We start from the raw sequence: 24526 nt of genomic DNA on the forward strand, positions 1-24526 counted from the left end.
AAAATTTCTGACCCAGTCCCTGTCAGCGATGAGGCTGATATTTCAAAGACATAATGATGAGCGAAATCAAAGATAAATCGGTACAGCTATTTCTGGACGAATTAGCCGGCAAACAAGCCACGCCGGGTGGCGGTAGCGCGGCGGCGGTGATGGGCGCCCAAGCGGCGGCCTTGACCAGCATGGTCTGTAACCTGACCATCGGTAAACCCAAATACGCCGAAGTGGAAGCGAAAATGCAGGCGCTGCTGGCGGAATCGGAAGCGCTACGGGCAACCTTGATCGACATGATCAAGGCCGATGTCGAGGTGTTCGACAAACTGATGGCCTGTTACGGCTTGCCGAAAAGTAGCGACGACGAAAAAGCGCTACGCACTCTGCAAATCCAAGCCGTGTTGAAAGAAGCCACTCTCGTGCCCTTGGAATGCGCGAAAGCCTGTGCCAAGGCCATCGAGCTGAGTCGGGTGGCTGCCGAACACGGCAATCTGGGTGTGATTAGCGATGCCGGCGTCGCGGTGATGGCGGCTTACGCCGGACTAAAAAGCGCGGCGCTGAATGTGCAAATTAACGCCGCCAGTTTGAAAGACAGGGCGTTCGCCGAAGAACGGCTCGCCGAACTGGATATGCTTTTGCAAGCCGGCGAACAGGCCGCCGAACAGATTTACCGGATAGTCAGGGATAAGCTTTAAGCTTATTACGGTTGCCTGGGCCGTGGGCGATTTAAATCGCCCACAGTCGTTCCGATTCAGGTCAACGTCAGTTTGCTATATCTGCTTGACGTTGATATTCAAAGTCTGAATCCGGTAAGCAATCTGCCGAGGCGTCATATCCAGCAGGCGCGCAGCCTTGGCCTGTACCCAGCCGCTTTGCTCCAGCGCGGCGATTACCCGTTCCCGTTCATCCATGTTTTCGTCGTGCAAGTCGACGTGTTTGATCGATTGCGGGGTACGGCTGATGCCGATTTCGTTCTCCAAACCGGTACTGGCAATCACGTCGCGGTCGATAATGCCTTCCTGGCTCATGATCGCCGCGCGTTCCAGCCGGTTTTCCAATTCGCGAACATTGCCGGGCCAATCGTGTTTCATCAGAATTCGGATTGCGCTTTCCTTGATCTCCAGCGGCCGGCCGCCTTGCTGACGGGATATGCGGTTTAACAGAAAACTGGCCAGTTCCGGTATATCCTCGATACGCTCGCGCAGTGGCGGCATGTTGATCGGCATGACATTTAAGCGGTAATACAAGTCCTCGCGGAAGTTGCCGTCGGCCACTTCCTGCTCCAGATTACGATTGGTGGCGGCGATAATGCGGACGTTTACTTTAAGCGTACGAACGCCGCCGACCCGCTCGAACTCGCCTTCTTGTAATACCCGCAATAATTTGGCCTGGAACGACGCGGAAATTTCGCCGATTTCATCGAGAAATAGCGTGCCGTTGTCTGCCAGCTCAAAACGGCCCTTACGTTGACCTATCGCGCCGCTAAAAGCGCCTTTCTCATGCCCGAACAGTTCGGATTCCAACAGCGTGTCCGGCAGTGCCGCACAGTTCAATTTCAAGAACGGACCGTTGGCGCAAGCGGAATTGAAGTGGATGGAGCTGGCAACGACTTCCTTACCGGTTCCGGATTCGCCGCGGATCAGCACCGTAGTGTGCCATTTTGCTACTTGGCGGATGATGTCGAACACTTTCAGCATCGGTTCGGAATGGCCGATGATGTTTTCGAAACGGTAATTCTTGACCAGCGTTTGCTTTAAGTAGTCACGCTCGCTGACCAGTTCGTTTTGCTTGCGCTCCATCACCCGCAGCATGTTTACGCTTTGGGCGATCAGGTTGGCCACCATCTCCATGAAGCGGGCGCGTTCGCCCAAGAATGTTGAGCTACACGGCTGGGCGGCCAGAATACCGACCACTTCGCCCTGCTCGATGGCCAACGGGGAACCGATAAACGGCAGATCCGGGTTGTAGACGCCGAGTCGGCTAAGAAAGCGCGGTTCGTCGGCGATACGTTCGACGACGATGGTGCTGCCTTCGTCAAGAATCGCACCGACCAAACCTTCGCCTGGCTGGTAGCGCACCGAACGGTCTATGCCTTCGCCGTAGATCTCGCAAATACTCATGCTGTCGTCTTCGACATCGCGTAGCGTAATCATGCCGAAATGCAGGCCGTTGCGCTTATGCAAAATTTCCAGAATACCCTTTAGTTTGGTGCGTAAGTCATGCGTGCTGTTCAGCAATTGACTGACTAGAAACAGGGTATCCAGCTCGGATTCAACTAGCAATAAACGATCACTCATGGATATTCACCATGGCCGTGTTTTTTTGACAGGGAAAGCTGATTTTAAAGCTGCAGCCGTTTTGATAATGAGGGTCGATTTCTATCATACCGCTATGTTGATTGACAATTTCCTTTGCCATCACCAAGCCCATGCCGGCTTGAACGCCGAACGAGCTTTGATTCGTGGTAAAAAACGGTTCGAATACCTTGCTGCGCTGATTGGACGGAATGCCGGGTCCGGTATCGTCAATGGCGACGCAAACCCAATCGTGATCGGTGGCAGTACTGATTTTGATCGCCCGCTCCCGGCTGCCGGCCCGGTTCATCGCATTTACAGCATTGTCGATTAACTGCTTGAATAACATTCGCAATTTGTTTTCCGAGCCTAATATCGACGGCAATACCGGATTGGGTAACCAATCCACCACGATGCCGTTGGCCAGAAATTTAGTGCTGTACAGCAACATTACCTCGTGCAGCAATTGGTTTAAATTGACCGGCACCACTGCCGATTCCGGTATTTCAGGCACGCAACGTTGCAGGGTGACCAGCGTTTCTTCGCCCATTTTTTGAACTTGACCCAATAAGTCGCGTAGCGGCGAGTTGTTGGCATCGTTGCGTTGGGTCATGATCTGGATTGCCGCATTGACCTGATTCAAAGGTTGGCGGATTTGATGCATGGCGCCGAGCAGGGTCTCGCGGATGCTGCGAATATGCTCTTCTTCCGCCAGTATGGTACGCAAGGTCTGGATTTGCAGCTTTTCCTGTTGGCGGCGTAGCGCGCTGACATCGTTAATCGTTAACAGCAAATAATCTTTGGATTGCCGGGCGAAAAAACTGTCGGCACAGACATCGTTTTCGATAAACCAATTTCCGGAGCAGGAAAACCAGCGTGTCCCTTTAAGACCGGCGCTTTCGATTCGAACTTCTCGGTTGGCGAAGCCGTGCTGACGATTGATGTTGTCCCCCCATAAATCGCCCATATCTTGCTCCAAAGCTTCCAGGAAGAATAAGGCCGGTTCCTTCTTGTCGAGTTCGCTGATCAACATCTTGTACATTTGATTGTCGAGCACAACGCGTTTGTCGTTATCCAATACCGCCATCGCTACCGGTGAAGCATTCAGTACCGATTCGATCAATTGCTTTTGATTATTGACTTGCTGTTCGGCGTAATGGGCCTGCGTGACGTCGCGGTGCATGCCTATGTAATGACTGATTGCGCCGCGCTCATCAAGCATCGGCGCAATGGTCAGATCGGCTAAATAGCGTTGTCCCATCTTTTGCCGGTTGACCAGTTGGCCGTGCCAAACCTGTTTACGGGAAATCGTGTGCCAAAGATCGTAATAGATTTGCCGCGGCGTGGATTTATCGGACAGTTGCGATTCGTTCTGGCCGATAATTTCGGCGGCATTGTAGCCGGTCACATCGGTGAAGGCTTCGTTGATATACAGAATATTGGCTTTTTTATCGGTAATCGAAATAGCGACCGGCGCTTGTTCAACCGCTTTGACAAATAGTGAAAACGGTAAAGTCTTAGCCGGTTTGCCGGGTTTAGGTAATTGCCCGCTGGCGCCGAGTGCCGGCGCTAACAGATCGGCCGTTTCAATCTCAATCTGGCCTTGCAGGTAGTCAGGGGTGGATTTGGTCATGGCAAATTGTTCTCGGGTATTTTGTAACAAAAGTTGGAAAATTACATGCAATTTGAGAGCCAGATCTGTTTCGGCTGAGCTGCTGTCAGTAAATCCAGGTAATTTGTATGGTTTACGACAATTTTAAGCGCACTTGTTCCGGCTCTGTGTATTTTAGGACAGAGGCCGTGAAGCCGTTTCCGGTGCGTATGGCGTTATGGCGGCGACTTACGGAGCATTTGCCGCATTGGCACAAATGATGCTGTCTTGTTACAAAACATCTGGTCGAAAGCGATGAGCGAATACTTACTTCTAATATTGGGTACAGCCTTGGTCAACAACGTCGTGTTGGTCAAGTTCTTGGGTTTATGCCCTTTCATGGGGGTTTCCAACAAGCTGGATACCGCATTGGGCATGGGCTTGGCAACGACATTCGTGTTAACGCTAGCCTCCGCGGCCAGTTGGGTATTGGAACATCGTTTGTTGATACCCTTCGATATCGGATTTTTGCGGGTGCTGGGCTTTATTTTGGTGATTGCCGCCGTGGTGCAGTTTACCGAGATGGTCATTCATAAAACCAGTCCGGTTATGTATCAGGTGTTAGGAATTTTTTTACCGCTGATTACCACTAATTGCGCGGTATTGGGTGTGGCGCTGCTAAACATTCAAGAGAAATACAATTTCGTGCAAAGCCTGCTATTCGGCTTTGGTTCGGCAATGGGTTTTACCCTGGTGATGGTGCTCTTCGCCGGTCTACGTGAACGCTTAGCGCTCATGGCAGTGCCGGCGCTTTTTTCCGGCACCCCCATCGCTTTTATTACCGCCGGCATACTATCGCTGGCGTTTATGGGATTCGCGGGGCTTTACAGCAAATAAGAGGCACATCATGTACGTTTTATCTGCCATCGTTATTTTGACATCGCTTGGGCTGTTACTTGGTTTGGCATTGGGCGTTGCCGCCAAATATTTGAAGGTGGAATCCGATCCGCTGATCGAGAAGGTCGAAGCCTTGATGCCGGGTTCGCAATGCGGCCAATGCGGTTTTCCAGGTTGCCGGCCCGCCGCCGAAGCGGTGGTGTCCGGTGCGGCGCCAGTCACATTATGTCCGCCGGGCGGGACTTCTTTGGTCGAACAACTAGCTAAATTGTTGGGGGTCGATGTCGATTTGAGTCAGACTCAGGATCAGGAAGCGATGGTGGCCAGAGTTTGGGAAGAAACTTGCACCGGCTGCACCCGCTGTTTCAAGGTTTGTCCTACCGACGCGATCGTCGGCGCACCAAAACAGATCCATGCCGTAGTGGCGGATGCCTGCATCGGCTGCAAAAAATGCGTGGAGGTTTGCCCGACCGAGTGTTTGCAAATGCACCCGGTCGAAGTCACCCTGCGCAACTGGCGCTGGCCGAAACCCTTGGCCGCCTGACGGAGACGCCTATGTTCGCTTTATTCGAAAATCCCCGCTTGCGTGGCGGCATTCATGCCGAGGAGCACAAGTCCGAAACCTCGCCGCACAGTATCGTCACCGACTTTCCGTTACCCAAGAAACTCTACATCCCGGTGCAGCAGCATGTTGGTAAACCCGCCGAACCGGTCGTGAAAGTCGGCGAGAAAGTTTTAAAGGGTCAACTGTTGGCTTATAGCCAAGGCACCATTTCGGCGCCCGTTCATGCACCAACATCGGGCGTTATTGCCGATGTAAAAGATTTTCCGGCGCCGCATCCGTCGGCACTGCCGATTCGTACCGTAGTGATCGAGAGCGACGGTAAAGAACAATGGGTGGAAACGAGCATTCCTGACGATCCGTATCAACTGAGTCCTGAAGAGATTTGTGAGCGCGTCGGCGCGGCGGGAGTGGTGGGGTTGGGCGGCGCTGTGTTTCCGTCTGCCGTCAAGCTTAGCCTGGGTCGTAAAAACAAGATTCATACTCTTTTGATCAATGCCGGTGAATGCGAGCCTTATCTGACTTGCGACGACCGTTTGATGCAGGAACGCGCCGAACAAATTGTCGCCGGCATCCGTTTAATGTTGCGCGGTATGGATGCGCCGAAGGCGATGGTCGGTATCGAAGACAATAAGCCCGAGGCGTTTGCAGCCATGCTTGCCGCCAGTCAGGATTTTCCGAATATCGTCGTAGCCCAAGTACCTACTCGCTATCCGATGGGTTGGGACAGGCAAATGTTGCGGTATCTGACGGGGCAGGAAATTCCCGCCGATGGTCGAGCGACCGACATCGGTGTGGTGGTACATAATGTTGCTACCGCTTATGCGGTTTATCAGGCGATATGCTTAGGTCAACCCCTTATCAGCCGGGTGGTGACGGTTTCCGGGGCGGCCGTTGCCAAACCGAGAAACGTGGAAGTACCGATCGGAACCTTGATGTCTGAGGTACTGGCATATTGCGGTTTGGAAAAATCTAAAATGGCTCGCTTAGTGATGGGCGGACCGATGATGGGCGATGCGTTACCGATTGCGGAGGTCCCGGTCGTAAAAGCCTGCAACGGCATCCTGGCCTTGTCTCACGCCGATATAGACGAACCGCCGGTGCAGCCCTGTATCCGTTGTTCCAGTTGTGTGACGGCCTGCCCGGTGGGACTATTGCCGCTGGAAATGGCGAGCAGAATCAAAGCCAATCAACTTGATTCAGCAGTCGATTTGGGGCTGAAAGACTGTATCAGTTGCGGCAGTTGTTCTTATGTCTGTCCGTCGAATATTCCGTTGGTGCATTATTTCAAATTCGCCTCCGGCGAATTGGTCAAACGTCAACAGGCGGAGCATAAGTCTGAACAAACCAAGCGCCTAATTGAAGATCGGAACAACCGGATGGAGCGGGCGCGCCTGGAAGCCGAAGCGGAAGCCTTAAGAGCACAGGAGGCCAGAGCTGCGCGTCTGGCGGCGCAGCAAGCCCAACAAACGCAAGCGGAGGAGACCGCATGAGTACTAAACCTATCAGCGGTCCTCATGTTGCGGCCACCCGCCGCGTCGATCAAATTATGCGTTTAGTGATTGTTGCCTTAGCGCCGGCAACGGCTTGCGGCGTGTTGTTGTTCGGTTGGCCGGCGTTGTATTTGTTGGTGGTGACTGTGTTGTCGGCGATGGCTTTTGAAGCCTTGTGCTTGAAATTAAAAGGTGTCGCGGCGACACCTTATTTGCGTGACGGTTCGGCGATAGTGACCGGCTTGCTGGTGGCGATGACGCTACCGCCATGGGCGCCCTGGTGGATAGGTGCGGTAGGTTCGGCAATGGCGATTATTCTGGGTAAGCACGTCTACGGTGGTTTAGGGCAGAACCTATTTAATCCGGCGATGTTGGCCAGGGTAGCGTTGTTGATTTCCTTTCCGATAGAGATGACCACTTGGGCCAACGTGTCACCGCTGTTTACCGGACCGGGCCTGATAGATAGTTTAGCCATCACCTTCGGCGGCTTGGAAAATGCCGATGCGGTAACCGGCGCTACCACACTGGGTTGGGTCAAGACCGAGTTTTCGCAAAATCGGCTGTTACCGGGCAGTCTGATGGAGTATTCCGGCTTTTTGGCGTTTCTTGGCTGGGAACGCGGTAGTCTGGGCGAGACATCGTCTTTATTGCTATTGGCCGGCGGCATCTGGTTGATGCGGCAAGGTGTTATCAAATGGCATATTCCCGTGTTGTTGCTGCTGAGTGTTTTTTTGCTATCTACTGTGTTTCATGCTCTGGATAGTCAGCATTATTTGGGACCTTGGGTGCATTTGAATTCAGGCGCAGTGATGTTGGTGGCATTCTTCATCGCCACAGATTACGTCACTTCACCAAATACGCCTTTAGGGCAGGTGATTTTTGGCGCCGGTTGCGGCTTGCTGATTTTTGTAATCCGTTCGTGGGGCGGCTATCCGGAAGGCACTGGTTTTGCGATTTTGTTGATGAACGCGGTCACGCCGCTGATCGATCATTATATTCGTCCGAGAATTTATGGCCGCTACCGTAACGGTAAGCCGCTCGATATTTCCAATCCTTGAGACCGGTCATGAATTCCGAACCTGCTAAACAAAATCCAAAAGCCAATCAAGTGCTCGATTACTTATTGCGCGTAACAAAAGTTGGAAAGCAAAAGCTGGCAGTCTGGTTGGAGCCGGGGCATCTGGAATTGCTCAGGCCGCAATTACAGTTTCAGGCCGGCGTATTGGCCGGTTTTGCGTTGTTGGCGGCAATTTTATTGGGTATTGCGGATCTGGCAACGCGTGGCGTGATTGAGCGGCGTTTGCAGGAAGATCTACAAGCGAATCTGGAACAGGTAGTCCCCGCCGAGTTTTATGACAACAATTTGTTGAAGGATAGTGTGGTTTTGGCATCGGCCGATGCCAATCTGGGGGCCGAGCAAACCGAGGTTTATCTGGCTAAAAAGCAGGGCGTGGTCAATGCTGTTTGCTTTAAATTCATCGCGCCGGACGGCTACGCTGGGCCTATCAGTTTGGTGATGGGTATCGATAGCAAGGGCGAGATTCTTGGCGTACGGGTCATTGCCCATGTCGAAACACCGGGCTTGGGCGACAAGATTGAAGTGACCAAATCAAAATGGGTGTTGTCGTTTAACGGTAAATCGCTGAATAATCTCACCGTCGAACAATGGGCCGTGAAAAAAGACGGCGGGGTGTTCGACCAGTTTAGCGGGGCGACGATTACGCCACGCAAGGTCGTGCAGGCAATCAAGCGGGGTTTGGAGTTTTACAAGGCAAATCAGGCCGAGTTGCTCGGCACTGCAGTTGAGTCTGGTCAATAGCGTTTTAGGTGCAGCTGTGACGACGTAAGTATTTGAATAAGGGCCTTGCCCCCGAGCGGGCGCATTGTTTTACTTCGTCATTAAAGAAAAGGCGATCTGATAACCTGGGCACAGCATCTTTTGATGAGGGGCGGAAGAGGGAAAGCCCGTACGCTAAAACCCGGTATCTAAAGGGTCCGCTTCATAGGCATGTTCGTTAAACCCGCCGGTGCTTCGCGGGGCATAATAGACAAAACCTCGGCCAACACCAAGTTTTCTAAGTTTTTGGAGAAACTATCATGAATCTTTCGATTCTGTTTTCAGAGCAATACAGAAAAATTGCCCGCGACGGACTTTGGGACAATAACGTGGTCCTGACGCAGAATCTGGCCTTATGTCCGTTGCTGGCTGTTACCGGCACTGCTACCAATGGTTTGGGCATGGGATTAGCTACCATGGTGGTGATGGTCGCGTCTAATGCCGCGGTATCGGTAAGCAGGCATTTGATTCCATCGGAAATTCGTATCCCGATTTTTGTATTGTTGATCGCCGCGCTGGTTACTTTGGTGGATATTTTCCTGAATGCCTGGATGCATGAGTTACACAAAGTGTTGGGATTGTTTATCCCATTGATCGTTACCAATTGCGTAATCCTCGGCCGGGCAGAGGCCTTTGCCTCCAAGCAGCCAGTGATGCCGTCGATGTGGGATGGCTTGATGATGGGAGTGGGTTTTACCGCAGCGATGGTTGTGCTGGGGGCGATGCGAGAGATTAGCTCTGCCGGAACCTTGTTCGCCAACGCTTCGGTACTATTGGGCGAGAGCTTTCGATTTTTAGAAACGACATTGATTCCGGAATACAAGGGTTTTTTGTTGATGGCTTTGCCACCCGGTGGTTTCATCATGCTGGGTTTTATGGTGGCATTGAAACGCTTGCTCGACAAAAAAGCGGCAGTAAAAACTACCGAACCTAATGTATTGGAAGCCGTTATCGTTGAATAAGAGGCGTAAACTATGAATGTGGGTGTATGTTATGCGCAGGCGGATCGGCAAATCTGGTTGCGGCTGGAGGTGCCGGAAGGTAGTACCATCGGCGAGGCCATTGAGTTGTCCGGCGTGTTGAAGCAATATCCGGAAATCGATTTGGAAACCCAAAAGGTCGGCATTTTCGGTAAACTTGCCAAACTGGACGCAGTGGTCAAGGAAGGAGATAGGGTGGAGATTTATCGGAAGATTACCGCCGATCCTGCCCAAGTTCAACGGCGCCGGGTAGCCTAGCCATGTATATTTGCCTGTGCAAAGCGGTGACCGATAGCCAACTTGATGCGGCTATTGACAGCGGTCTGTGCTCGCGGAAGCAGTTATTTCAATGTTTCGGGGTCGGCGGCGATTGCGGCAAATGCAACCGGGATATAGTCAGGATCTTGAACCAAAAAAATGCATGTAGGCTATTACAGGCCGCTAACGATGCGCACCCAATTACAAAAAACCAGGAGATTTGACATGCAAGGCGATAAGAAAGTCCTCGAATATTTAAACAAAGCGCTGGAAAACGAATTAACCGCGATCAATCAATATTTTCTGCATGCCCGCATGTTTAAAAACTGGGGTTTGCAAAAGCTTAATGAAAAGGAATATCACGAATCGATAGACGAAATGAAACACGCTGACCGTTTGATCGAGCGTATTTTATTTCTGGAAGGGTTGCCTAATCTGCAAAGTTTGGGACGGCTAATGATAGGCGAGAATCCAAAGGAAATGCTGGAGTGCGATTTAAAATTGGAACAATTGGCGCTGCCGTTGCTAAAGGAAGCGATCGCATATTGCGAAACGGTCAACGACTACATTTCCAGAGAAGTGTTAGAGCACATCCTGGAGAGCGAAGAAGAACATATCGATTGGCTGGAAACCCAGTTGGATCTGATCGAGAAAGTTGGAATTCAAAATTATCTGCAATCGCAGATGTAAGTTGCCTAGCAGATCTATCGGCGGGGATGGTGCCATCCCCGCTTGGTTTAACATCAAATAGCAGGCACAGACACGTATTGGGTTGGCCATGAACTGTTCTTGCGACCTATTGAGAACAGTCCCAGTATGCCGGCAGACAACAGCAGTAAAGAGTTAGGCTCCGGTACTGTCGCCAAGTTGGGGTCTACCAAGATGGCGTCGTTCGCGCAATTCATGGTCCACTGTACGTCAAATTTCCCAGAAAATCCGCTAAATGCGATCAGTGGTATGGCTGCTTCGATCGCATAGTGATTGTCGTTCGTATAAATCCCCATATTCTTGAAAGGATTGCTGTTGTAAATCAACTGGCCGGCACTACTGACCAAGGTTCCTGTCTTTATCGATGTTGGATGGCTAAGGTCGGGATGGTTGGGATTGTAGTTGCCATTGGTATCCCACAATCCGTAATCCCAGGCGCTAACTCTGAAGACGCTGCCAGCCTGACTACCGGTGGTTTCCACACCGAATTCAAAGGTACCGTCGCGACCAAAATCGATCGCAAAATCGCCCGGACCATAACTATTACGCGCCGGGTCGTTGGGTGTATTCGGCGACAGACCGGTGATTAAAGCAAGATACAGATAGGTGGCATCCATCGTAATGTAAAATGCTTCGGCGTCGTAGGCTTGGCCGCCGTAACCTGGAAACAGACGAGTGCCGGAATTGCCAGTCTGGTCTTCAACTGTGTATTGCGAACTGGGAACTAGAGAGGAATTGGGAAGCCAGTCGGCACTATTGCCGTTTCTGTGCAAACCCCAGTCTGCCAGATTGCCGTCGATGGTTATGCTGGCTGCGTTGGCGTTAAGACTGATGCAAATGCTTGCAAGCGAGAGTGCGCGTAAAACTTTCATGGGTGTCCCTTAATGATGAATGAGCTATTCTTATTCACATTACAAGAATGATGCCAAGGCCTATCCGCCTAGGTTTGTCGCCGTTTCCAGTTAAAATGGCGTTTAAAATACTGACAAGACTGGCAGTATCGGTGACGGCCCTGGCAGGGCCGGTTGTTAAGCTGTCAGTGAATATTTGGAATTGGGAAGATATTGGAATTTATGCCGCAAAGTGCTTTTACGCTGGAATCGTTGTTGGAAACCCATGATTTACCGCTGATTATTATCGGTGCCGACTTGCGCATTATCGCGGTTAATCGGGCTTGGGAACTTGGTTTTGGCGTTATGCGGCAAACATTGATCGGGCAGCCTTGCTGTCTCGACAACCGGGATTGCCGGCACCGGCGCTTGTTTCAAACGCTGGAAGCTTATGCCGGTATCTTCGCAGACGCTTCCAACCCAAGTTCGCAAAGATTGCTAAATGTGCGAGGTTTCCCGTTATTGGATGCCGATGCAACCCTATATCTAGGCGAAACCCTCACCGTCTTGAATAAACCTCCGGCCGGGGATACTGCATCCAGCATGATCGGCAAATCCGCTCCGTTCACGCAATTCAAAATCCGTTTGCAGCAGGCCGCCGAAACCCAGGCGCCGGTAATATTGCTCGGTGAAACCGGTACCGGTAAGGAACTTGCCGCGGAGTTTGTACATCGGCATTCAAAACAGGCTGGTGACAATTTTGTAATTGTCGATTGCACGATTCTTGGCGAAGAGTTGTTTGAAAGCGAATTGTTCGGTCACGAAAAGGGCGCGTTTACCGGTGCGACATCCGCGAAAAAAGGTTTATTCGAGTTGGCCGATAACGGTACTCTGTTTTTCGATGAGATTGGCGACCTACCGCTATCGCAACAGCCCAAATTATTAAGGGCACTGGAAAGCGGTCAATTCCGGCGAGTTGGCGGCACAGCAATGCAAAAGGCCAAAGTCCGAGTGGTTTGCGCCACCCACAGAAATCTGGCGGACATGGTTAAAGCCGGTTTGTTTCGTGAAGATTTGTTCTACCGGCTTTCGGTATTTCCGGTTGAGGTACCGCCATTGCGGCAGCGTAGACAGGACTTACCCTTACTGATCGATCATTTTTTAAATCAGTTGAGTGTGAATGTCGAGAGCGACTATACGATTACGCAGTCGGCCTTAATCAAACTTATCCAATACGCCTGGCCCGGCAATATCCGCGAGCTGAGAAATTGTCTGCAACTAGCGGCCGGATTGTGCAAGGATAGGATTATTCAAGAAACCGATATTCATTTTATGCAGCGCCAGAGTATCACCGAGCCCGCCGACAGCCATAGACAGCACGAATCCAATCAGCCCTTGCCGGTTAGCAGCATGGCTCAATTCGAGGCGGAATTTATCAACAGTTTGATTAATAAATATCAGGGTAATCGCAAATTGATTGCAGCGGAAATGAATATTAGCGAGCGGACGCTGTATAGAAAACTTAATCGACTCAATCTGAATTAAGCGGCGGAGCAATGATGGAATCCAACCTGATAAACTGGACGCTGGACAATATCGGCAGCCGGCAGCGCAACGGTTTAACGCCACCTAGAGATATGCGCGAGACTATCGCCCAGATCAAAGCCTTACCGCCGTTGCCGGGTAGTGCGCTACGCATTTTAAATCTGATCGCCGATCCCAGTGCCGATGCGCGGAGATTGGCGGACATCATCGAACTCGATCCCTTGTTGACCGCACAAATCACCCGTTGGGCCAGTTCCGCGCTCTATGGTTATCGTGGCCAGATTACGACCGTACACGATGCGATTACCCGGGTTTTGGGGTTTGATTTCGTGTTGGATTTGGCTTTAGGTCTGGCGGTGTTAGCGCCGCTTAAATCACCCAAGGAAGGTCAGATAGGAACGCGGATGTTTTGGACGCATGCCCTGGCCAGTACCCGGATGATGGCGCAATTGGCCGCAGTGATGCCGGCTGCTGGCCGGCCGGAGCCGCAGGCCTTGTTTCTGGCCGGGCTTATGCACAATATCGGTTTTCCGTTGTTGGGGCATCGCTTTCCCGACGAGTTCAGCTACTTAAGCGGCTTGATCAAAGCTAACCCCACCCTGGCGATTTTTAATCTGGAAACCTTTGCGTTCGGCCTCAATCACGCCGAAATCGGTGCTTGGCTGATGAATGTCTGGTCCATGCCGCGCATGATTACCGATATTGTGTATCACCATCATAATCCCTGCTACCGCGGCGAAAATCATCAATTGAATCTGCTGACTTTCTATAGCGATTGCTTGCTAGGGCGTTTAGGGATAGGCGACGCCGTCAATCAGGTCTGCCCGGAAGAAGTGCCGGCCTTGTTGGGGTTGGATGAGGCGGTTTGCCTGCAAATCCTCGACAGTCAAAACGAGGAACTGGCGAAAATTCTGGCGACGGCCGAGCAACTTACCGATTAAGCAAAGCGCCGGTCCTTAAATGCCGGCGCCAATCTAGTTTGGTAACAGCCGGCTAGTCGCGCAATATTGCATTGCGACGGTCCGATTGTTTCCTGATCCCGCCCAGTATCCACATTTGATACATGGACACGGTCCACATAAATGCGAAGGAAATACCCAGTCCGGCACCGGCTACGAACACCAGCAAGGCGAAGTGCGGGTTGAGTTTGGTCAGCCACCACGAAGCGATGTCGATCAGCAAGAACAAATACGGCATTACGATCGCCGGGTATTTGTATTTGCCCGGCACGCCGGTACTGAAACTGAAAATGATGCCCACAAACATAAAAATAAAACTGATGCCGAACAAATGGATGTGCGACAGCCGCGTCAGCGATTGGAATGTCGCGCCTTCATTGGATTCGGTCAGTTTTTTCAGTGTGGCAAACTTGGTGAAGTCTGGCAAGGTGCCGGCATTCGGGCCGTGGCAGCCGACGCAAAATTGGTCGACTATCGGTTTGACATTCTTGTTATAAACCGCTTCGTCGGCACCGTCTCTAACCCACTGCACAATTTTAAAGCGCTCCTGTTCCGGCGCGTTGTATTTCATGGAGCCGTTCAGTTTGGATTCCAACACGGAGCCGGAGCGGTCGCCGTAATAGCTGTAGACGATGTCGTCCAGCGACAAGCCGAATTTGCCGTCGGCCATGCCGTGCGTAAATAAAATCTGGATTAATGCCATCAGATAGCCGGCGGCTATCGTGGTCAAATAACCGGTGAACAGCAGTTTGATCGAAAGGCCGAAACTGATCAGATTAGCGCCTTTATAGGCATATTTTACGGGTGTATCGTTACGATCTGACATGGGCCTATTCCGGATGGTTGAGGATGTTGGTGCTAAGAGCAAGACCAAGAGCGGGAGGCAAAAGCCAAGCCTCCCGCGTGCTAAGCATATTACTATTTTTTGATGTTTTGGTAGTAATAACCCAATTCGCTGATTTCTTGGTCAGTCAGTGCCTGGGCAACGATGCGCATGCGACTGTAGATGTCGTTGCGCCGAGTGCCGTTCTTAAAAGCTTGTAATGTCGCGGTCAGATAGTCGGCGTTTTGACCCGATAGGGCAGGGATGTCGACGACTTGGCCTTTGCCGTTGCCGCCATGGCACACCTCGCAAGGCGGTAACACCCGCTCGCTATTGCCGTTTTTTACCAGTTTTTCCGCTTGCTCGTAAACCATGGGATTGGGCGATTGAAAAGCAGCCGGTTGCGAACCGAACCAGACCGCTAGATCGGCAGCGTCCTGCTTACTTAAGGTTTTCGCCAGGCCGGCCATTAAGGCATTTTCCCGGTTGCCGTCGGTGTAATCCTGCAATTGCTTATACAGATAGGTAGGCAATTGTCCGGCCAGCGACGGAAATGCTGCGGAGGCACTGATGCCTTTTTCGCCGTGACAGGCGCTACAGGTTTTGGCCAATTCCTGGCCTTTTTGCGGATTGCCGACTTTAACGAAGTTAAGCTGCTCGGCAGTCCACGCCACTTGCGAAGAGGGTTGCGCCAAGGCCGCAGTTGGCAGTATTAAGACAGCGCTTAAAATGAATTTTTTCATGATCAGACCCCCCATCTGCCTGAACCAAAGGTTTCCATCAAGAAGAATTGCAGAATCGGGTAGCCGAAGGCAATCAGCATGAAAACGCCGATGACGATATTCCACAAACTGAAACTATTCAGATAGCCGGGAAGGTAGTCAGGGCTATCAGCCTGTTCAGCATACTCGACTTCACCTGTGAACACTTCGCTGCCGGTTTGAGTTTTGCAAAGGTTATATATCAACAATCCCGCAGAAAAGATAAGTATCATGCCGCCGAATATCATCGTCACTTCATAGGGCTCCCAAGACAATGTCAGTAAATTATTGTAATTGACGCTGTCGATTCGGCGGGGTTGTCCCAACAAGCCGAGAATGTGCCATGGGGTAGTCATGATGATCATGCCGACAAACCAGGTCCATAATTGGATGGTAGCCAGCGAGTTGCTATATAGCGGCTTGCCGGTTAAAACCGGCCAGAAGTAATAGGCTATGCCGAAATACATGATGATGGTTGTGCCGCCGAAGATCAGGTGAAAGTGACCTGAAATCCACGCGGTGTTATGCACCATCGCATTCATCGCATAGCTGGCGTTGACCAGACCGCCAAAGCCGCCAAAGATCAGCATCAATAAACCCAGGATGATCGCCAGTACCATCGGATTGTGCCAAGGCAAGGCGGCTATCCAGCCGAATAGGCCTTTACCCCCGCGCAAACGCCCGGCAATTTCTAGCGAGGCGATTACGGTAAAGCCGGTAACAAAGGTCGGCAAGGTCACCACGAAAGTTCCAATAGCATGCAGGATTTTCCAGCTATGATTTTGTTCAGGATCCATATACAAATGATGGAATCCGATCGGCAGGCTGAAGACCACCAGCAGAATAAAGGCGGCGCGAGCCATGATGTCGCTGAACAAATAGCCGCCAGCCTGCTTTGGTACCAAGGTATAAAAGGCGGTGTAGGTAGGAATCAACCAGAAATAGACGATGGGGTGCAGGGTCCAGGCGAAGAGCGTCCGTGCCAGACCGGGGTCTATGGTATCAATCAGGCCTAAAGCCCATGGGATCAATTGGAATAAGACTTCAGCAGCTACCCCGGCGCTGGTCCACAGCCATAAGATTGCGTTGGCTGTGGTGGCAAACATCGCTAGCGGCACCGGCTGATCAGGGTTTGCCTTTTTCCATTGCATATACATGACGATCATTGTCACGGCCCAAAACCAGGAGCCAACCACCAGCAAGGTCGCTCCTATGTAGAACAAGGGATGGGCTTGTAAAGGCGGGTAAAAGGTAAACATAACCGAGGCAGCACCACCCAGCAGAGGTAATGCCGCGAGTACCACACCGGTCAATGCCACACCGAAGCCTGTCCAGGCAAATGTTTTATTCCAAACCGGTAATTTCAAACTGCTGGTGGCAACGTAATAGCCAAAACCCATGATAAAGAAGGTGGTTAATACAAAACCCATCAAAACACCGTGTGTACTCACCGAGGCATAATAGACTTCCCTAGATTCCAGAATTTTGAAAAAGCCGCTACGTTCGATGACTTGATAGCCGCCCAGTAGGCAGGCCAGCGCGAACGCGCCGAACGCTACCCAGAAATGGGTGAGCGCCAATTTTTTTTCCACTGTGTTATCCATGATTTGCTCCCCCTTGTTTGTTGAGCGCTTCCCACTGCGCTTTGCCGACTACCTTAACGTTGCTCCACATGTGTGCGTGGCCCATGCCGCAATACTCGTTGCACAGCAACGGATAGTCGCCAGTATGGTGTAACAGGGTTTTGACTTGTGCCACATAGCCGGGCACGATCATCGTGCTCATATTGGTCATAGGGATATGAACGCCATGAATGACGTCAAGGCTGACCCAGCGGAAGGTAATGTTGGTTTCCGCCGGCAAAACGAGGTTTTTCGGATAAAACCCGTAACGACCGGCCACCATCCGCACAGTGACGCTGCCGTCAGGATGTTGTTGGACACCAAGTTTGTCTTCGGCAAATTCCGCCGACAGATGCAGTCGGGCAGAATCGATCGCTTCAACATTACTAGGAGCGTGAATGCCATGGAATAATGCGGAAGATAAAATGACTACTACAAATAGTCCCGCGATCATTAGTGCAATGGCCGCCCACTGTTTTTCCAGTTTATGGATATGCATGCGGCCCCCTAACCTATATGACCACGAGGTAAAAACACTCCGTAATACATCAGTAGCCAGGCAATCACCATGCCGCCGCTGACGATCAGCATTAATGCCCAGGTGCCAATCGGGGCGCTTTGCAGAATTTTTTGACGTTCTTCTTCAGAGAGATTGTTCATATCCTTCCTTCTTGTATGCGTTTTGATAGGAATTATGTTGGCAATTAACGGCATGGACAGTATCGGTTCCGTCATTCTTTTCGATGACTTTACCATCCGATTGCTGGGGTAATCATACCCCTAGCGCCGCTTTAATCGAAAGCGATAAATCAATGTTATTAAATGTTTGTAGGAGGTTTATGCGGAAGCTTGCTAGCAAGGCAGTCGTTTGGCTTCGAATGCCGTCGCAAAAAGCTGCCGAGGACGTTTGCTATAAAGATAACCGGCGTGCGCTGGTCTCCGGCGAAGTGTTCAACGCCGGCGTTTTGCGGAATCGATTCCAGCCTCAAACCGGAGGCTTTCATGTTTTCGGCTATATTTCCTCATGGATGTTACGGTTCTGTTCAGGTTAGACTGCGGATATCTCTCGGAGGGCCAGTGCAATTCCTGGGATGGACGAAGCCTGGTTAACGGCGTCTATCGCCGTAAGCTGTTCCGGGGGCTTAATGCGCAAATGAACTGGCGTTTCGTTAGCCAACCATGCCACTCCAGGTTTGGCTGACCATGCCCAGTCTTGGGCGTGGCGCACGACGTCTTATCCCTGCCACACAAACGATGATGACAATGAACCAACCGACTAATGAATTCGACCAAGACCGACATCGAAATGTGCGCTATCGTCTGCTGGGCTTTTCGAACGCCGCGCTGTTAATCGCGGCTACCAACTTTTTGATTTGGCTGGTGTTTTTATTTCCGATTTATGCCGCCACGGACGGAATATCGAATAGTGGCGGCATGCGTTTTTTGTTGGTGTTTTTTATCGGAACGGATATCGTCGGCCTGGGCTTGGCGGCTATCGCCATGTTCAAGTCAAGACTCAGGAAGACAATGGCGAATTACGGGTTTGTTGTTAATGTCGCGATGATAGGTTTGAATCTGTCGATTTTGCCGTATTGAAAGTTGCGATTTAACGAAAATGTACGATAGCTCCCGTGCCATCGTGTCATTAACCGGCGCAATACGGCTGTCAAAACCTGGTCTTGAATTCACACGCCACGCACTTAGCCAGAATGGCTGGCAGCGAAGGAATAAGTCGGGCGAAATAAATATATGACGCCCGGTTATGCCGGATTCAGTGCTGGCTTATGCCGGTTTTTTCGCGTTTCGGCGCCAAAAGTACCCAATGGTCACGATGACGATCAACGCTAAAACCCCCAGCATGAAGCGCGGTTCGGCAACCTGAACCGAACGATTTTCGTCTTTATATTTGAATTTCATCAACACGCCCAAAGCCGGGTCGCTTATGTCGATTGCAATCGATTTGGCGGCAAGATTTAAAAATTGCACTTCGCTGCCATCGAAAGGTTTATTGTTGCGGGTGTCCTTGGTGACCATGCCGGGATATAAAGGCGTCTCGCTTAATTGCGAGCTTATCAAGGCTTTGGCGATTTCCTGTTCAAGTTCGCGGGTGGTTTTACCGTCGGTTTTGATTTGGACGGGTTTTTGGTCGTCAATGACGATCTGGATTTCGCCTTGCGATGCGGTCAGGGCTTTTTTAGACGAAAATCCGTCCAGGTATTCCACATCGGCGGCAAACACCAAGTCCAGCCCGACTTGTACGCCGTCGGCACTGAAACTCTTGTCAATAAGGTCGAAGCGTAAGGCTTGATTGCTGTAATCCCGGACCGTAACCGTGGTCAGCGAATATCCGGCCTTGTTGCTGATCAGCAGTTCCGCTTGGTCTTGTGGCTGGCTGAGCGTAATGCCCCGCCAATTCGGATCCAGCTGGATCATGCCGTCTTTCATCGACGTAAGCAGCTTTTTGGTAATTTGCGCGGCAGGCGTTGCGCTATCAATTTTGGCGGCGTTTAAAAAGCTCAGACCGGTCGAGCGGTAAATTTCACCATCGTCGATACGCCATTCGGCGGTATATGAAAACAGCGAATCACTGGTTTTTCTCGGCATGCCGGTATGGATGCGCAATTTATCGTGGCCTGCCGGTGTCGCGTCCGCATGCGCTGTTTGGTAAAGCAGGTTGGACAAGACTAAAGACAGCGCGAGTGCTAGTTTGAGAGCGATTGGCTTCATTGCAATTCCGGGGCAAAAGCGCCACGTTAGCATAATCGCGCGCGGATGGGCTAGCTGCCCCGTGCCTGTCGGTAATATGTAGTTTGAGGGGGGTAGCTTTACTGCGGATTGGTTTCGGTCTTTTCCAGTTCCGCCAATTCCTTCGGCGTATTGATATTGACAAAGATTTGCGCGGCATCGCTAAAGTCAACTTTGATCATACGATGTCTGCGAAACCAAATTTGCAGTTTCCGCTCGCCACGCTGCAAGTAAGCTCGCAGATCGGCTTGCAGATCGGTTCTGAGAGCGGCAAATACCGGATGCAAACGTTCGCCGTCATAGGCGACGGCAATCTCGGCGTCGTCCTTGATAAGCTCGGTCAGCAAACGTTGTAAATGAATGGTTTTAACGAGCGGCGAGTCGCAGGGCGCAATCAGCAGTGTCGAATTTTCCGCAACCTGCATGGCCGCCAGAATCCCCGCCAGCGGTCCATCGAAGGTCTGTTCTATATCGCTGACGACTGGATAAGCGAATTGCCGGTAGCGGTTTTGGTTGCGATTAGCGCTGATCAGCAATTCATCCACCAAAGGCCGCATGGCTGCCAACGCATAACTGACCAAAGGGCGGTTTTGGAACAACAGCAAGCCCTTGTCCTGCTGCTGCATGCGCCGCGACATACCGCCGGCCAGCACCACGCCGCTTACTTTGTTTTGCCCGCTCATGATGATAAGCTTTGCCGATGTTTAATAGAGTTGTCATTTTCGCAAGCCTGCCGCTGATTGCAAGTTGCGCCGCGCAATCTCCGCATACCGAGGAAGTAACCTATTATCAGGTTGAAACCGGAAAACCCTACGACGATGTGTTGGCGGAGTTGGAGGTGGCGATTGCCGAACACAACTTTCGCATCACCGGTCATAGCAGGGTGGGGAAGGTGATTCGCGATAGAGGCGCCGCGAATTTTCCGGAATACGATACAGTACAGTTTTGCAATCTTACGCTGGCTAGAACCGTACTCGAGATAACGCCACATGCGATAGGCTATATGCCCTGCAATGTGGTGACCTATCAATTCGAAGGCAAAACCATCGTCAGGACGCATTTGTTACCGGAAGACACCGATAACCCGGCCTTGAATAAATTCGCTACAGAAATGAACCGGCAATTGCGGCAGATTGTCGATTTCGCCGCCGAACAATAAAAATCCTTATTAACATAACAACCGAGTACCATGAAAAATTCATTATTCTCTACCCTCGCTGTTTTAGCGCTGCTAAGCGGTTGCGCCAGCACCCAGGAAAACGCAAAACCCGAAGCCGCTGCCGGTGAGCCGGCCGCATTGGCCAACGATTATCCAACCCGCGATCGCGTCGAGTATGTGCTGGAATGCGTTGCCAAACACGGCGGTCTGACTTATATCAGCCAATATGCCTGCGGCTGCAAAATCGACAAAATCGCCGAAAAACTCAGTTTCTCAGAATACGAATCGGCTAAAACCTTTACCCAGATGCAAAAAACGCCGGGCGAAGCAGGGGCGGCGTTTCGCGACGCTAAACAATCCAAGGATTTGCGTACGCGGCTAAAAGATGCCGAAGCCGAAGCCGAAAAGGCTTGTTTCGTGAATTAAGCCCTATTGACCATGATGGATGGCGCCGGCTTGGTTGGCATCATGGCTTAAGCTCTTCTCGCGCCACACCGCGGCAACATTTGCGGTTTGGCGTTCGCTACCGGATTCAATGCATTTTACCTTTATGCCCAACGCAGCGTTTTTTCTTTCATACCCTAAATTCAAACTGGCGATTCTGGCTTTGTTGACGCTGAATATTGGCATTTACGCAACGGTCGACACGATGACGACCGCGGTCGATGCCTTGGCCTGGGTGATATTGTTGGTGATGTTCGAACTGGAAACCGTCAAGGCCGCACCGTTTGCCGCAAGTACCCTGCATGCAGTACGCAACGTATTGATTGTGGTGATTGCATTAGTGTTTGGCAGCTATATCCGCGATAACGAATGGTTGGAGGTGGTTAACTCCTTGTTGTGGTTTGCGTTGATAGTGTTACTCGAATTGGAAGTACGCTGGCCGTCTTTGGTGGCGCGGCACCGGTCCGCGTTTTGGTTGATGACCGTGGCCGTATTCGTCGGTTTGCTCGGTATGGTGGTGGCGTGGCTGATGCACTCGGATTGGCTGGATGCTTACGACGCGCTGTTGTGGATCGTTGCCTTCGGTGTGATTGAGGTCGATATTTTTCATTTTCTGCAACTCAAGCGCGATTAACCGTCCCTTTTTAACATTTCAGTTGATTTACCAGGCATGAGCAAAACAGTATTGATGCTTATTTTGGTCGCGCCTTTATTATTGAAAGGCTGGTATGTCGATAATTTTATTTATCATTACACCGGTACCCGTTTGCTGGGATTTACCCAGGTCTTATTCAACGACGCGGCGATTTATTGCGGTATTTTTCTGTTATTGTATTTATCGTTTCTATCTGCAGTAAATCGTTGGCTGGGAGCGCTATTTCGCTTAACGGCTTTTTTTCTATTTGCCGTCTATATTATCGATTATGTCGTCATCGTTAATTTCAATACCCATCTGGCGTGGGGCGACGCAGTAAAATACGCCGATTATTCCTATAAATATATTCAACAAATATACGGTTTAAGCGCCTTCGGCATGTTGGGCTGCTCGCTGCTTATCTTGATATTGCCTTTATATTTTTCCTGGGCAAAATTTAAAGCGGTAACGCCGCGATATACCAAGCTGCCTATTTTTGTAATTCTGATCACGCCATTAGCGGCGGCGTTCGCCGATAATGAAAAATATGCTCACGCCTGGATCTATAAAAACGTCATTGATTACAACTTGACTATCTTATCCGAGGCTGCGCCCTATAGTGACGGCTTTGTCGATGCGTTTTCCTATCAGGACGATACTGCTTGTCAGCCACAAGCCGCCGAAGCCAAGAATATTATAATTTTGATGGTGGAGTCGCTATCGGTCTATCAGAGCCGCTATTTTTCGGGCATCCAGGATTGGACGCCCAATCTGGACATGATCGCCGGCGAGAATATGTCTTTCAAGAATTTTTACGCTAACGGCTTTATAACCGAAGACGGCGAAATTGCTTTGTTGACCGGTTTGCAGCCGATTTATCCGCCATCTAGTTATTCCGACGATGGCGGAACTTCGTTCTATAGTTTTTATAATATAAAAGATTCCTTACCGAATATTCTGAAAAAACATGGCTATCAAACGGAGTTTTTAACCACCGCCGATTTGAGCTTCGGCAATACTGGGGTCTGGGCAAAAAGCGTGGGTTTTGATTATATCGAAGGGCATGATCATCCCGAATACGAGCAATGGGAGCGTTTTCATTTTCAAGCCGCACCCGACGAAGCGTTATATAAGCGTGCTTTGGCTAGGGTAGAGCATAATAAAAAGCATAAATTTTTGTTGTTTATTAAAACCGTCAGCAGTCATCATCCTTATATTAATCCGGAGAGTAAAGAAAAGTCGGAGTCCGCGGCGATTAGTTATACCGATAAACAATTGGGCCGGTTTTATAGGGAGTTGCAGAATAAGGGTTTTTTTAATAACGGTATTTTGCTTATCGTTGGTGACCATCATTCGATGACGCCGTTGAAAAAAGCCGAAGTCGAGCAATACGGCCAGTATAAAGCCACGGCAAAAGTGCCTTTAATCATTGCGGATGGAAACCGGTCCGCTGTAACGGAGAATGGGCAATACCAACAAATCGACGTATTCAACAGCTTGCAGGGTATGGTCGCCGGTCGGCAATGCTACTCGAATTGGCGGGGGGTATTGCTGGGCGAAACCAAAGTCTCGCCTAGATATATTTTTCATCGCCGTGGTGACAATCGGGATATGGTCAGCGTATTTAGCGATAATGAAGATTTTCTGATCAAATTGGATGGCGACGAAACGCGGGTCGTCAGCAAATTGCCGCTGGAAGGAGCCGGTAGACAGCTATTGGTCGACAAACTCAACGCGTTGCGGATAGATCGGGCGAATTGGGCGCTGACACAATCCGCCGAAACGTCAGATTGATGCGAGGCTGTTTGGCCTTGGCGCTTTTCGGCAACTGGTGGCGCCAGTGGTGTTGTAATTCCCCAGCCATAATCAGCAAATCGCCGTGGTTCAGATCGATGTCCAATTTAGCGCCGCTGCGGTTATGCCGAAATCGTAGCGAACGGGTTTCACCGAAACTGAGCGAGGCTATCAGCGGGTTGGGCCCCAGTTCCTTTTCGTTGTCGGCGTGACAGCCCATCGAATCGCGGCCGTCGCGGTATAAATTGGCTAATACGCTATTGAACGATTGCCGGCAAACGGTTTCGACATCGACTCGTAAGGCCAACAGTTCGGCGGTCCAGGGCAGCGGTTGGTGAGCGACGCCGGAATAGCGGTACTCTGCCCCCGCATCGCCGTACCAAGCCATAAGCCTAGGCACTTGCAGCCAACGCCCGTAAATGTGGATTTGTTCGGATTGCCAGGCCAGGGTCTGCAGCAGGTTTTGCAAATAGTCATTCGCCATCGCCCGCGGATAGAAGGCTCGCAGCAGATATAACTCACCGTCGCCGGGGGCAAGGTTTTGGTGGCTGGCCGGTAAGCCGTTCGCGGATGGCATGGCGATGTGATCTTGAACTATG

Annotated in this window: 28 protein-coding genes; 17 read left to right on the top strand and 11 right to left on the bottom strand. The window is 50.9% G+C overall.

What is annotated here, in order from left to right; all coding sequences use genetic code 11:
- Positions 1-56 precede the first annotated feature (56 nt).
- Entirely contained in the window at positions 57-686 is a 630-nt protein-coding gene (gene fchA, locus ACH50O_RS01155) for a methenyltetrahydrofolate cyclohydrolase (RefSeq protein ID WP_446810235.1), read from the top strand.
- 75 nt (positions 687-761) lie between these two features.
- On the opposite strand, the gene nifA is transcribed toward fchA, so the two are convergent.
- Positions 762-2288 (bottom strand): nif-specific transcriptional activator NifA, encoded by a 1527-nt coding sequence (gene nifA, locus ACH50O_RS01160; RefSeq protein ID WP_446810236.1) that lies wholly within the window; start codon positions 2286-2288, stop codon positions 762-764.
- Positions 2281-3918 (bottom strand): nitrogen fixation negative regulator NifL, encoded by a 1638-nt coding sequence (gene nifL, locus ACH50O_RS01165; RefSeq protein WP_446810237.1) that lies wholly within the window; start codon positions 3916-3918, stop codon positions 2281-2283. Before nifL ends, nifA begins: the two co-directional genes overlap by 8 nt.
- A 273-nt stretch (positions 3919-4191) precedes the next feature.
- Between nifL and rsxA the strand changes: the two genes are divergently transcribed.
- From rsxA to bfr, 9 genes are all read left to right on the top strand, one after another.
- The gene (gene rsxA / locus ACH50O_RS01170; protein ID WP_026147191.1) at positions 4192-4773 is read left to right on the top strand and encodes an electron transport complex subunit RsxA; all 582 of its coding nucleotides are present in this window, start codon (positions 4192-4194) and stop codon (positions 4771-4773) included.
- Positions 4774-4783: 10 nt separating this feature from the next.
- Positions 4784-5317: an electron transport complex subunit RsxB gene (gene rsxB, locus ACH50O_RS01175; protein ID WP_446810238.1), complete on the top strand. Its 534-nt coding sequence runs from the start codon at positions 4784-4786 to the stop codon at positions 5315-5317.
- A gap of 11 nt (positions 5318-5328) precedes the next feature.
- Positions 5329-6828 carry an electron transport complex subunit RsxC gene (gene rsxC / locus ACH50O_RS01180; RefSeq protein ID WP_446810239.1) on the top strand — a complete coding sequence of 500 codons (1500 nt, stop codon included), beginning with the start codon at positions 5329-5331 and terminating at the stop codon, positions 6826-6828.
- Positions 6825-7886 (top strand): RnfABCDGE type electron transport complex subunit D, encoded by a 1062-nt coding sequence (locus ACH50O_RS01185; RefSeq protein WP_446810240.1) that lies wholly within the window; start codon positions 6825-6827, stop codon positions 7884-7886. Before rsxC ends, ACH50O_RS01185 begins: the two co-directional genes overlap by 4 nt.
- Positions 7887-7894: 8 nt before the next feature.
- On the top strand, positions 7895-8647 hold the full coding sequence (rsxG, locus tag ACH50O_RS01190; RefSeq protein WP_446810241.1) for an electron transport complex subunit RsxG: 753 nt from the start codon (positions 7895-7897) through the stop codon (positions 8645-8647).
- Between the two features lie 278 nt (positions 8648-8925).
- Complete coding sequence (locus ACH50O_RS01195) at positions 8926-9627, top strand: electron transport complex subunit E (protein WP_446810242.1); 702 nt, start codon at positions 8926-8928, stop codon at positions 9625-9627.
- Positions 9628-9639: 12 nt separating this feature from the next.
- Entirely contained in the window at positions 9640-9903 is a 264-nt protein-coding gene (locus ACH50O_RS01200) for an RnfH family protein (RefSeq protein ID WP_446810243.1), read from the top strand.
- A gap of 2 nt (positions 9904-9905) precedes the next feature.
- Positions 9906-10127 carry a (2Fe-2S)-binding protein gene (locus ACH50O_RS01205; RefSeq protein ID WP_446810244.1) on the top strand — a complete coding sequence of 74 codons (222 nt, stop codon included), beginning with the start codon at positions 9906-9908 and terminating at the stop codon, positions 10125-10127.
- Position 10128: 1 nt separating this feature from the next.
- Positions 10129-10593: a bacterioferritin gene (bfr, locus tag ACH50O_RS01210; RefSeq protein ID WP_446810245.1), complete on the top strand. Its 465-nt coding sequence runs from the start codon at positions 10129-10131 to the stop codon at positions 10591-10593.
- Positions 10594-10646: 53 nt separating this feature from the next.
- Here the strand turns inward: bfr and ACH50O_RS01215 are convergent, their stop codons facing one another.
- Complete coding sequence (locus tag ACH50O_RS01215; protein ID WP_446810246.1) at positions 10647-11483, bottom strand: PEP-CTERM sorting domain-containing protein; 837 nt, start codon at positions 11481-11483, stop codon at positions 10647-10649.
- A gap of 201 nt (positions 11484-11684) precedes the next feature.
- On the opposite strand from ACH50O_RS01215, the gene ACH50O_RS01220 reads away from it, so the two are divergent.
- Both ACH50O_RS01220 and ACH50O_RS01225 read left to right on the top strand, forming a co-directional pair.
- Positions 11685-12986: a sigma-54 interaction domain-containing protein gene (locus tag ACH50O_RS01220; RefSeq protein ID WP_446810247.1), complete on the top strand. Its 1302-nt coding sequence runs from the start codon at positions 11685-11687 to the stop codon at positions 12984-12986.
- Positions 12987-12997: 11 nt separating this feature from the next.
- Positions 12998-13927, top strand: a complete 930-nt coding sequence (locus ACH50O_RS01225; RefSeq protein ID WP_446810248.1) for an HDOD domain-containing protein — start codon at positions 12998-13000, stop codon at positions 13925-13927.
- A 52-nt stretch (positions 13928-13979) separates the two neighbouring features.
- Here ACH50O_RS01225 and ACH50O_RS01230 read toward each other — a convergent pair whose 3' ends face one another.
- From ACH50O_RS01230 to ACH50O_RS01250, 5 genes are all read right to left on the bottom strand, one after another.
- Entirely contained in the window at positions 13980-14771 is a 792-nt protein-coding gene (locus ACH50O_RS01230; RefSeq protein WP_446810249.1) for an elongation factor-1 alpha, read from the bottom strand.
- Between the two features lie 92 nt (positions 14772-14863).
- The gene (locus ACH50O_RS01235; RefSeq protein ID WP_446810250.1) at positions 14864-15511 is read right to left on the bottom strand and encodes a c-type cytochrome; all 648 of its coding nucleotides are present in this window, start codon (positions 15509-15511) and stop codon (positions 14864-14866) included.
- 2 nt (positions 15512-15513) lie between these two features.
- A complete protein-coding gene (locus ACH50O_RS01240; protein WP_446810251.1) occupies positions 15514-17133 on the bottom strand; it encodes a b(o/a)3-type cytochrome-c oxidase subunit 1 in 1620 nt (539 codons plus the stop codon).
- Entirely contained in the window at positions 17126-17650 is a 525-nt protein-coding gene (locus ACH50O_RS01245) for a cytochrome C oxidase subunit II (RefSeq protein ID WP_446810252.1), read from the bottom strand. Before ACH50O_RS01245 ends, ACH50O_RS01240 begins: the two co-directional genes overlap by 8 nt.
- Positions 17651-17658: 8 nt before the next feature.
- Entirely contained in the window at positions 17659-17811 is a 153-nt protein-coding gene (locus tag ACH50O_RS01250) for a hypothetical protein (RefSeq protein ID WP_446810253.1), read from the bottom strand.
- Positions 17812-18414: 603 nt separating this feature from the next.
- On the opposite strand from ACH50O_RS01250, the gene ACH50O_RS01255 reads away from it, so the two are divergent.
- Entirely contained in the window at positions 18415-18747 is a 333-nt protein-coding gene (locus ACH50O_RS01255) for a hypothetical protein (RefSeq protein ID WP_446810254.1), read from the top strand.
- Between the two features lie 186 nt (positions 18748-18933).
- Here ACH50O_RS01255 and ACH50O_RS01260 read toward each other — a convergent pair whose 3' ends face one another.
- A complete protein-coding gene (locus tag ACH50O_RS01260; protein ID WP_446810255.1) occupies positions 18934-19878 on the bottom strand; it encodes a hypothetical protein in 945 nt (314 codons plus the stop codon).
- A 98-nt stretch (positions 19879-19976) separates the two neighbouring features.
- Positions 19977-20579, bottom strand: a complete 603-nt coding sequence (gene mobA, locus ACH50O_RS01265) for a molybdenum cofactor guanylyltransferase MobA (protein WP_446810256.1) — start codon at positions 20577-20579, stop codon at positions 19977-19979.
- A 17-nt stretch (positions 20580-20596) separates the two neighbouring features.
- On the opposite strand from mobA, the gene ACH50O_RS01270 reads away from it, so the two are divergent.
- The 4 genes from ACH50O_RS01270 (at position 20597) to ACH50O_RS01285 (ending at position 23927) form a co-directional block, all read left to right on the top strand.
- A complete protein-coding gene (locus ACH50O_RS01270) occupies positions 20597-21055 on the top strand; it encodes a DUF302 domain-containing protein (RefSeq protein WP_446810257.1) in 459 nt (152 codons plus the stop codon).
- A gap of 30 nt (positions 21056-21085) precedes the next feature.
- Entirely contained in the window at positions 21086-21481 is a 396-nt protein-coding gene (locus ACH50O_RS01275) for a hypothetical protein (RefSeq protein ID WP_446810258.1), read from the top strand.
- Between the two features lie 109 nt (positions 21482-21590).
- On the top strand, positions 21591-22133 hold the full coding sequence (locus tag ACH50O_RS01280) for a hypothetical protein (protein WP_446810259.1): 543 nt from the start codon (positions 21591-21593) through the stop codon (positions 22131-22133).
- 36 nt (positions 22134-22169) lie between these two features.
- Positions 22170-23927, top strand: a complete 1758-nt coding sequence (locus tag ACH50O_RS01285) for an LTA synthase family protein (RefSeq protein WP_446810260.1) — start codon at positions 22170-22172, stop codon at positions 23925-23927.
- Here ACH50O_RS01285 and ACH50O_RS01290 read toward each other — a convergent pair.
- Entirely contained in the window at positions 23863-24504 is a 642-nt protein-coding gene (locus tag ACH50O_RS01290; protein ID WP_446810261.1) for an alpha-ketoglutarate-dependent dioxygenase AlkB family protein, read from the bottom strand. The genes ACH50O_RS01285 and ACH50O_RS01290 overlap by 65 nt on opposite strands.
- Between the last annotated feature and the right edge of the window lie 22 nt (positions 24505-24526).

The sequence above is a fragment of the Methylomonas sp. 2BW1-5-20 genome (genome assembly GCF_052474515.1).

Coding starts and splice junctions, on each gene's coding strand:
- fchA (WP_446810235.1), top strand. CDS start 57: ATGAGCGAAATCAAAGATAAATCGGTACAGCTATTTCTGGACGAATTA.
- nifA (WP_446810236.1), bottom strand. CDS start 2,288: ATGAGTGATCGTTTATTGCTAGTTGAATCCGAGCTGGATACCCTGTTT.
- nifL (WP_446810237.1), bottom strand. CDS start 3,918: ATGACCAAATCCACCCCTGACTACCTGCAAGGCCAGATTGAGATTGAA.
- rsxA (WP_026147191.1), top strand. CDS start 4,192: ATGAGCGAATACTTACTTCTAATATTGGGTACAGCCTTGGTCAACAAC.
- rsxB (WP_446810238.1), top strand. CDS start 4,784: ATGTACGTTTTATCTGCCATCGTTATTTTGACATCGCTTGGGCTGTTA.
- rsxC (WP_446810239.1), top strand. CDS start 5,329: ATGTTCGCTTTATTCGAAAATCCCCGCTTGCGTGGCGGCATTCATGCC.
- ACH50O_RS01185 (WP_446810240.1), top strand. CDS start 6,825: ATGAGTACTAAACCTATCAGCGGTCCTCATGTTGCGGCCACCCGCCGC.
- rsxG (WP_446810241.1), top strand. CDS start 7,895: ATGAATTCCGAACCTGCTAAACAAAATCCAAAAGCCAATCAAGTGCTC.
- ACH50O_RS01195 (WP_446810242.1), top strand. CDS start 8,926: ATGAATCTTTCGATTCTGTTTTCAGAGCAATACAGAAAAATTGCCCGC.
- ACH50O_RS01200 (WP_446810243.1), top strand. CDS start 9,640: ATGAATGTGGGTGTATGTTATGCGCAGGCGGATCGGCAAATCTGGTTG.
- ACH50O_RS01205 (WP_446810244.1), top strand. CDS start 9,906: ATGTATATTTGCCTGTGCAAAGCGGTGACCGATAGCCAACTTGATGCG.
- bfr (WP_446810245.1), top strand. CDS start 10,129: ATGCAAGGCGATAAGAAAGTCCTCGAATATTTAAACAAAGCGCTGGAA.
- ACH50O_RS01215 (WP_446810246.1), bottom strand. CDS start 11,483: ATGAAAGTTTTACGCGCACTCTCGCTTGCAAGCATTTGCATCAGTCTT.
- ACH50O_RS01220 (WP_446810247.1), top strand. CDS start 11,685: ATGCCGCAAAGTGCTTTTACGCTGGAATCGTTGTTGGAAACCCATGAT.
- ACH50O_RS01225 (WP_446810248.1), top strand. CDS start 12,998: ATGATGGAATCCAACCTGATAAACTGGACGCTGGACAATATCGGCAGC.
- ACH50O_RS01230 (WP_446810249.1), bottom strand. CDS start 14,771: ATGTCAGATCGTAACGATACACCCGTAAAATATGCCTATAAAGGCGCT.
- ACH50O_RS01235 (WP_446810250.1), bottom strand. CDS start 15,511: ATGAAAAAATTCATTTTAAGCGCTGTCTTAATACTGCCAACTGCGGCC.
- ACH50O_RS01240 (WP_446810251.1), bottom strand. CDS start 17,133: ATGGATAACACAGTGGAAAAAAAATTGGCGCTCACCCATTTCTGGGTA.
- ACH50O_RS01245 (WP_446810252.1), bottom strand. CDS start 17,650: ATGCATATCCATAAACTGGAAAAACAGTGGGCGGCCATTGCACTAATG.
- ACH50O_RS01250 (WP_446810253.1), bottom strand. CDS start 17,811: ATGAACAATCTCTCTGAAGAAGAACGTCAAAAAATTCTGCAAAGCGCC.
- ACH50O_RS01255 (WP_446810254.1), top strand. CDS start 18,415: ATGAACCAACCGACTAATGAATTCGACCAAGACCGACATCGAAATGTG.
- ACH50O_RS01260 (WP_446810255.1), bottom strand. CDS start 19,878: ATGAAGCCAATCGCTCTCAAACTAGCACTCGCGCTGTCTTTAGTCTTG.
- mobA (WP_446810256.1), bottom strand. CDS start 20,579: ATGAGCGGGCAAAACAAAGTAAGCGGCGTGGTGCTGGCCGGCGGTATG.
- ACH50O_RS01270 (WP_446810257.1), top strand. CDS start 20,597: ATGTTTAATAGAGTTGTCATTTTCGCAAGCCTGCCGCTGATTGCAAGT.
- ACH50O_RS01275 (WP_446810258.1), top strand. CDS start 21,086: ATGAAAAATTCATTATTCTCTACCCTCGCTGTTTTAGCGCTGCTAAGC.
- ACH50O_RS01280 (WP_446810259.1), top strand. CDS start 21,591: ATGCATTTTACCTTTATGCCCAACGCAGCGTTTTTTCTTTCATACCCT.
- ACH50O_RS01285 (WP_446810260.1), top strand. CDS start 22,170: ATGAGCAAAACAGTATTGATGCTTATTTTGGTCGCGCCTTTATTATTG.
- ACH50O_RS01290 (WP_446810261.1), bottom strand. CDS start 24,504: ATGCCATCCGCGAACGGCTTACCGGCCAGCCACCAAAACCTTGCCCCC.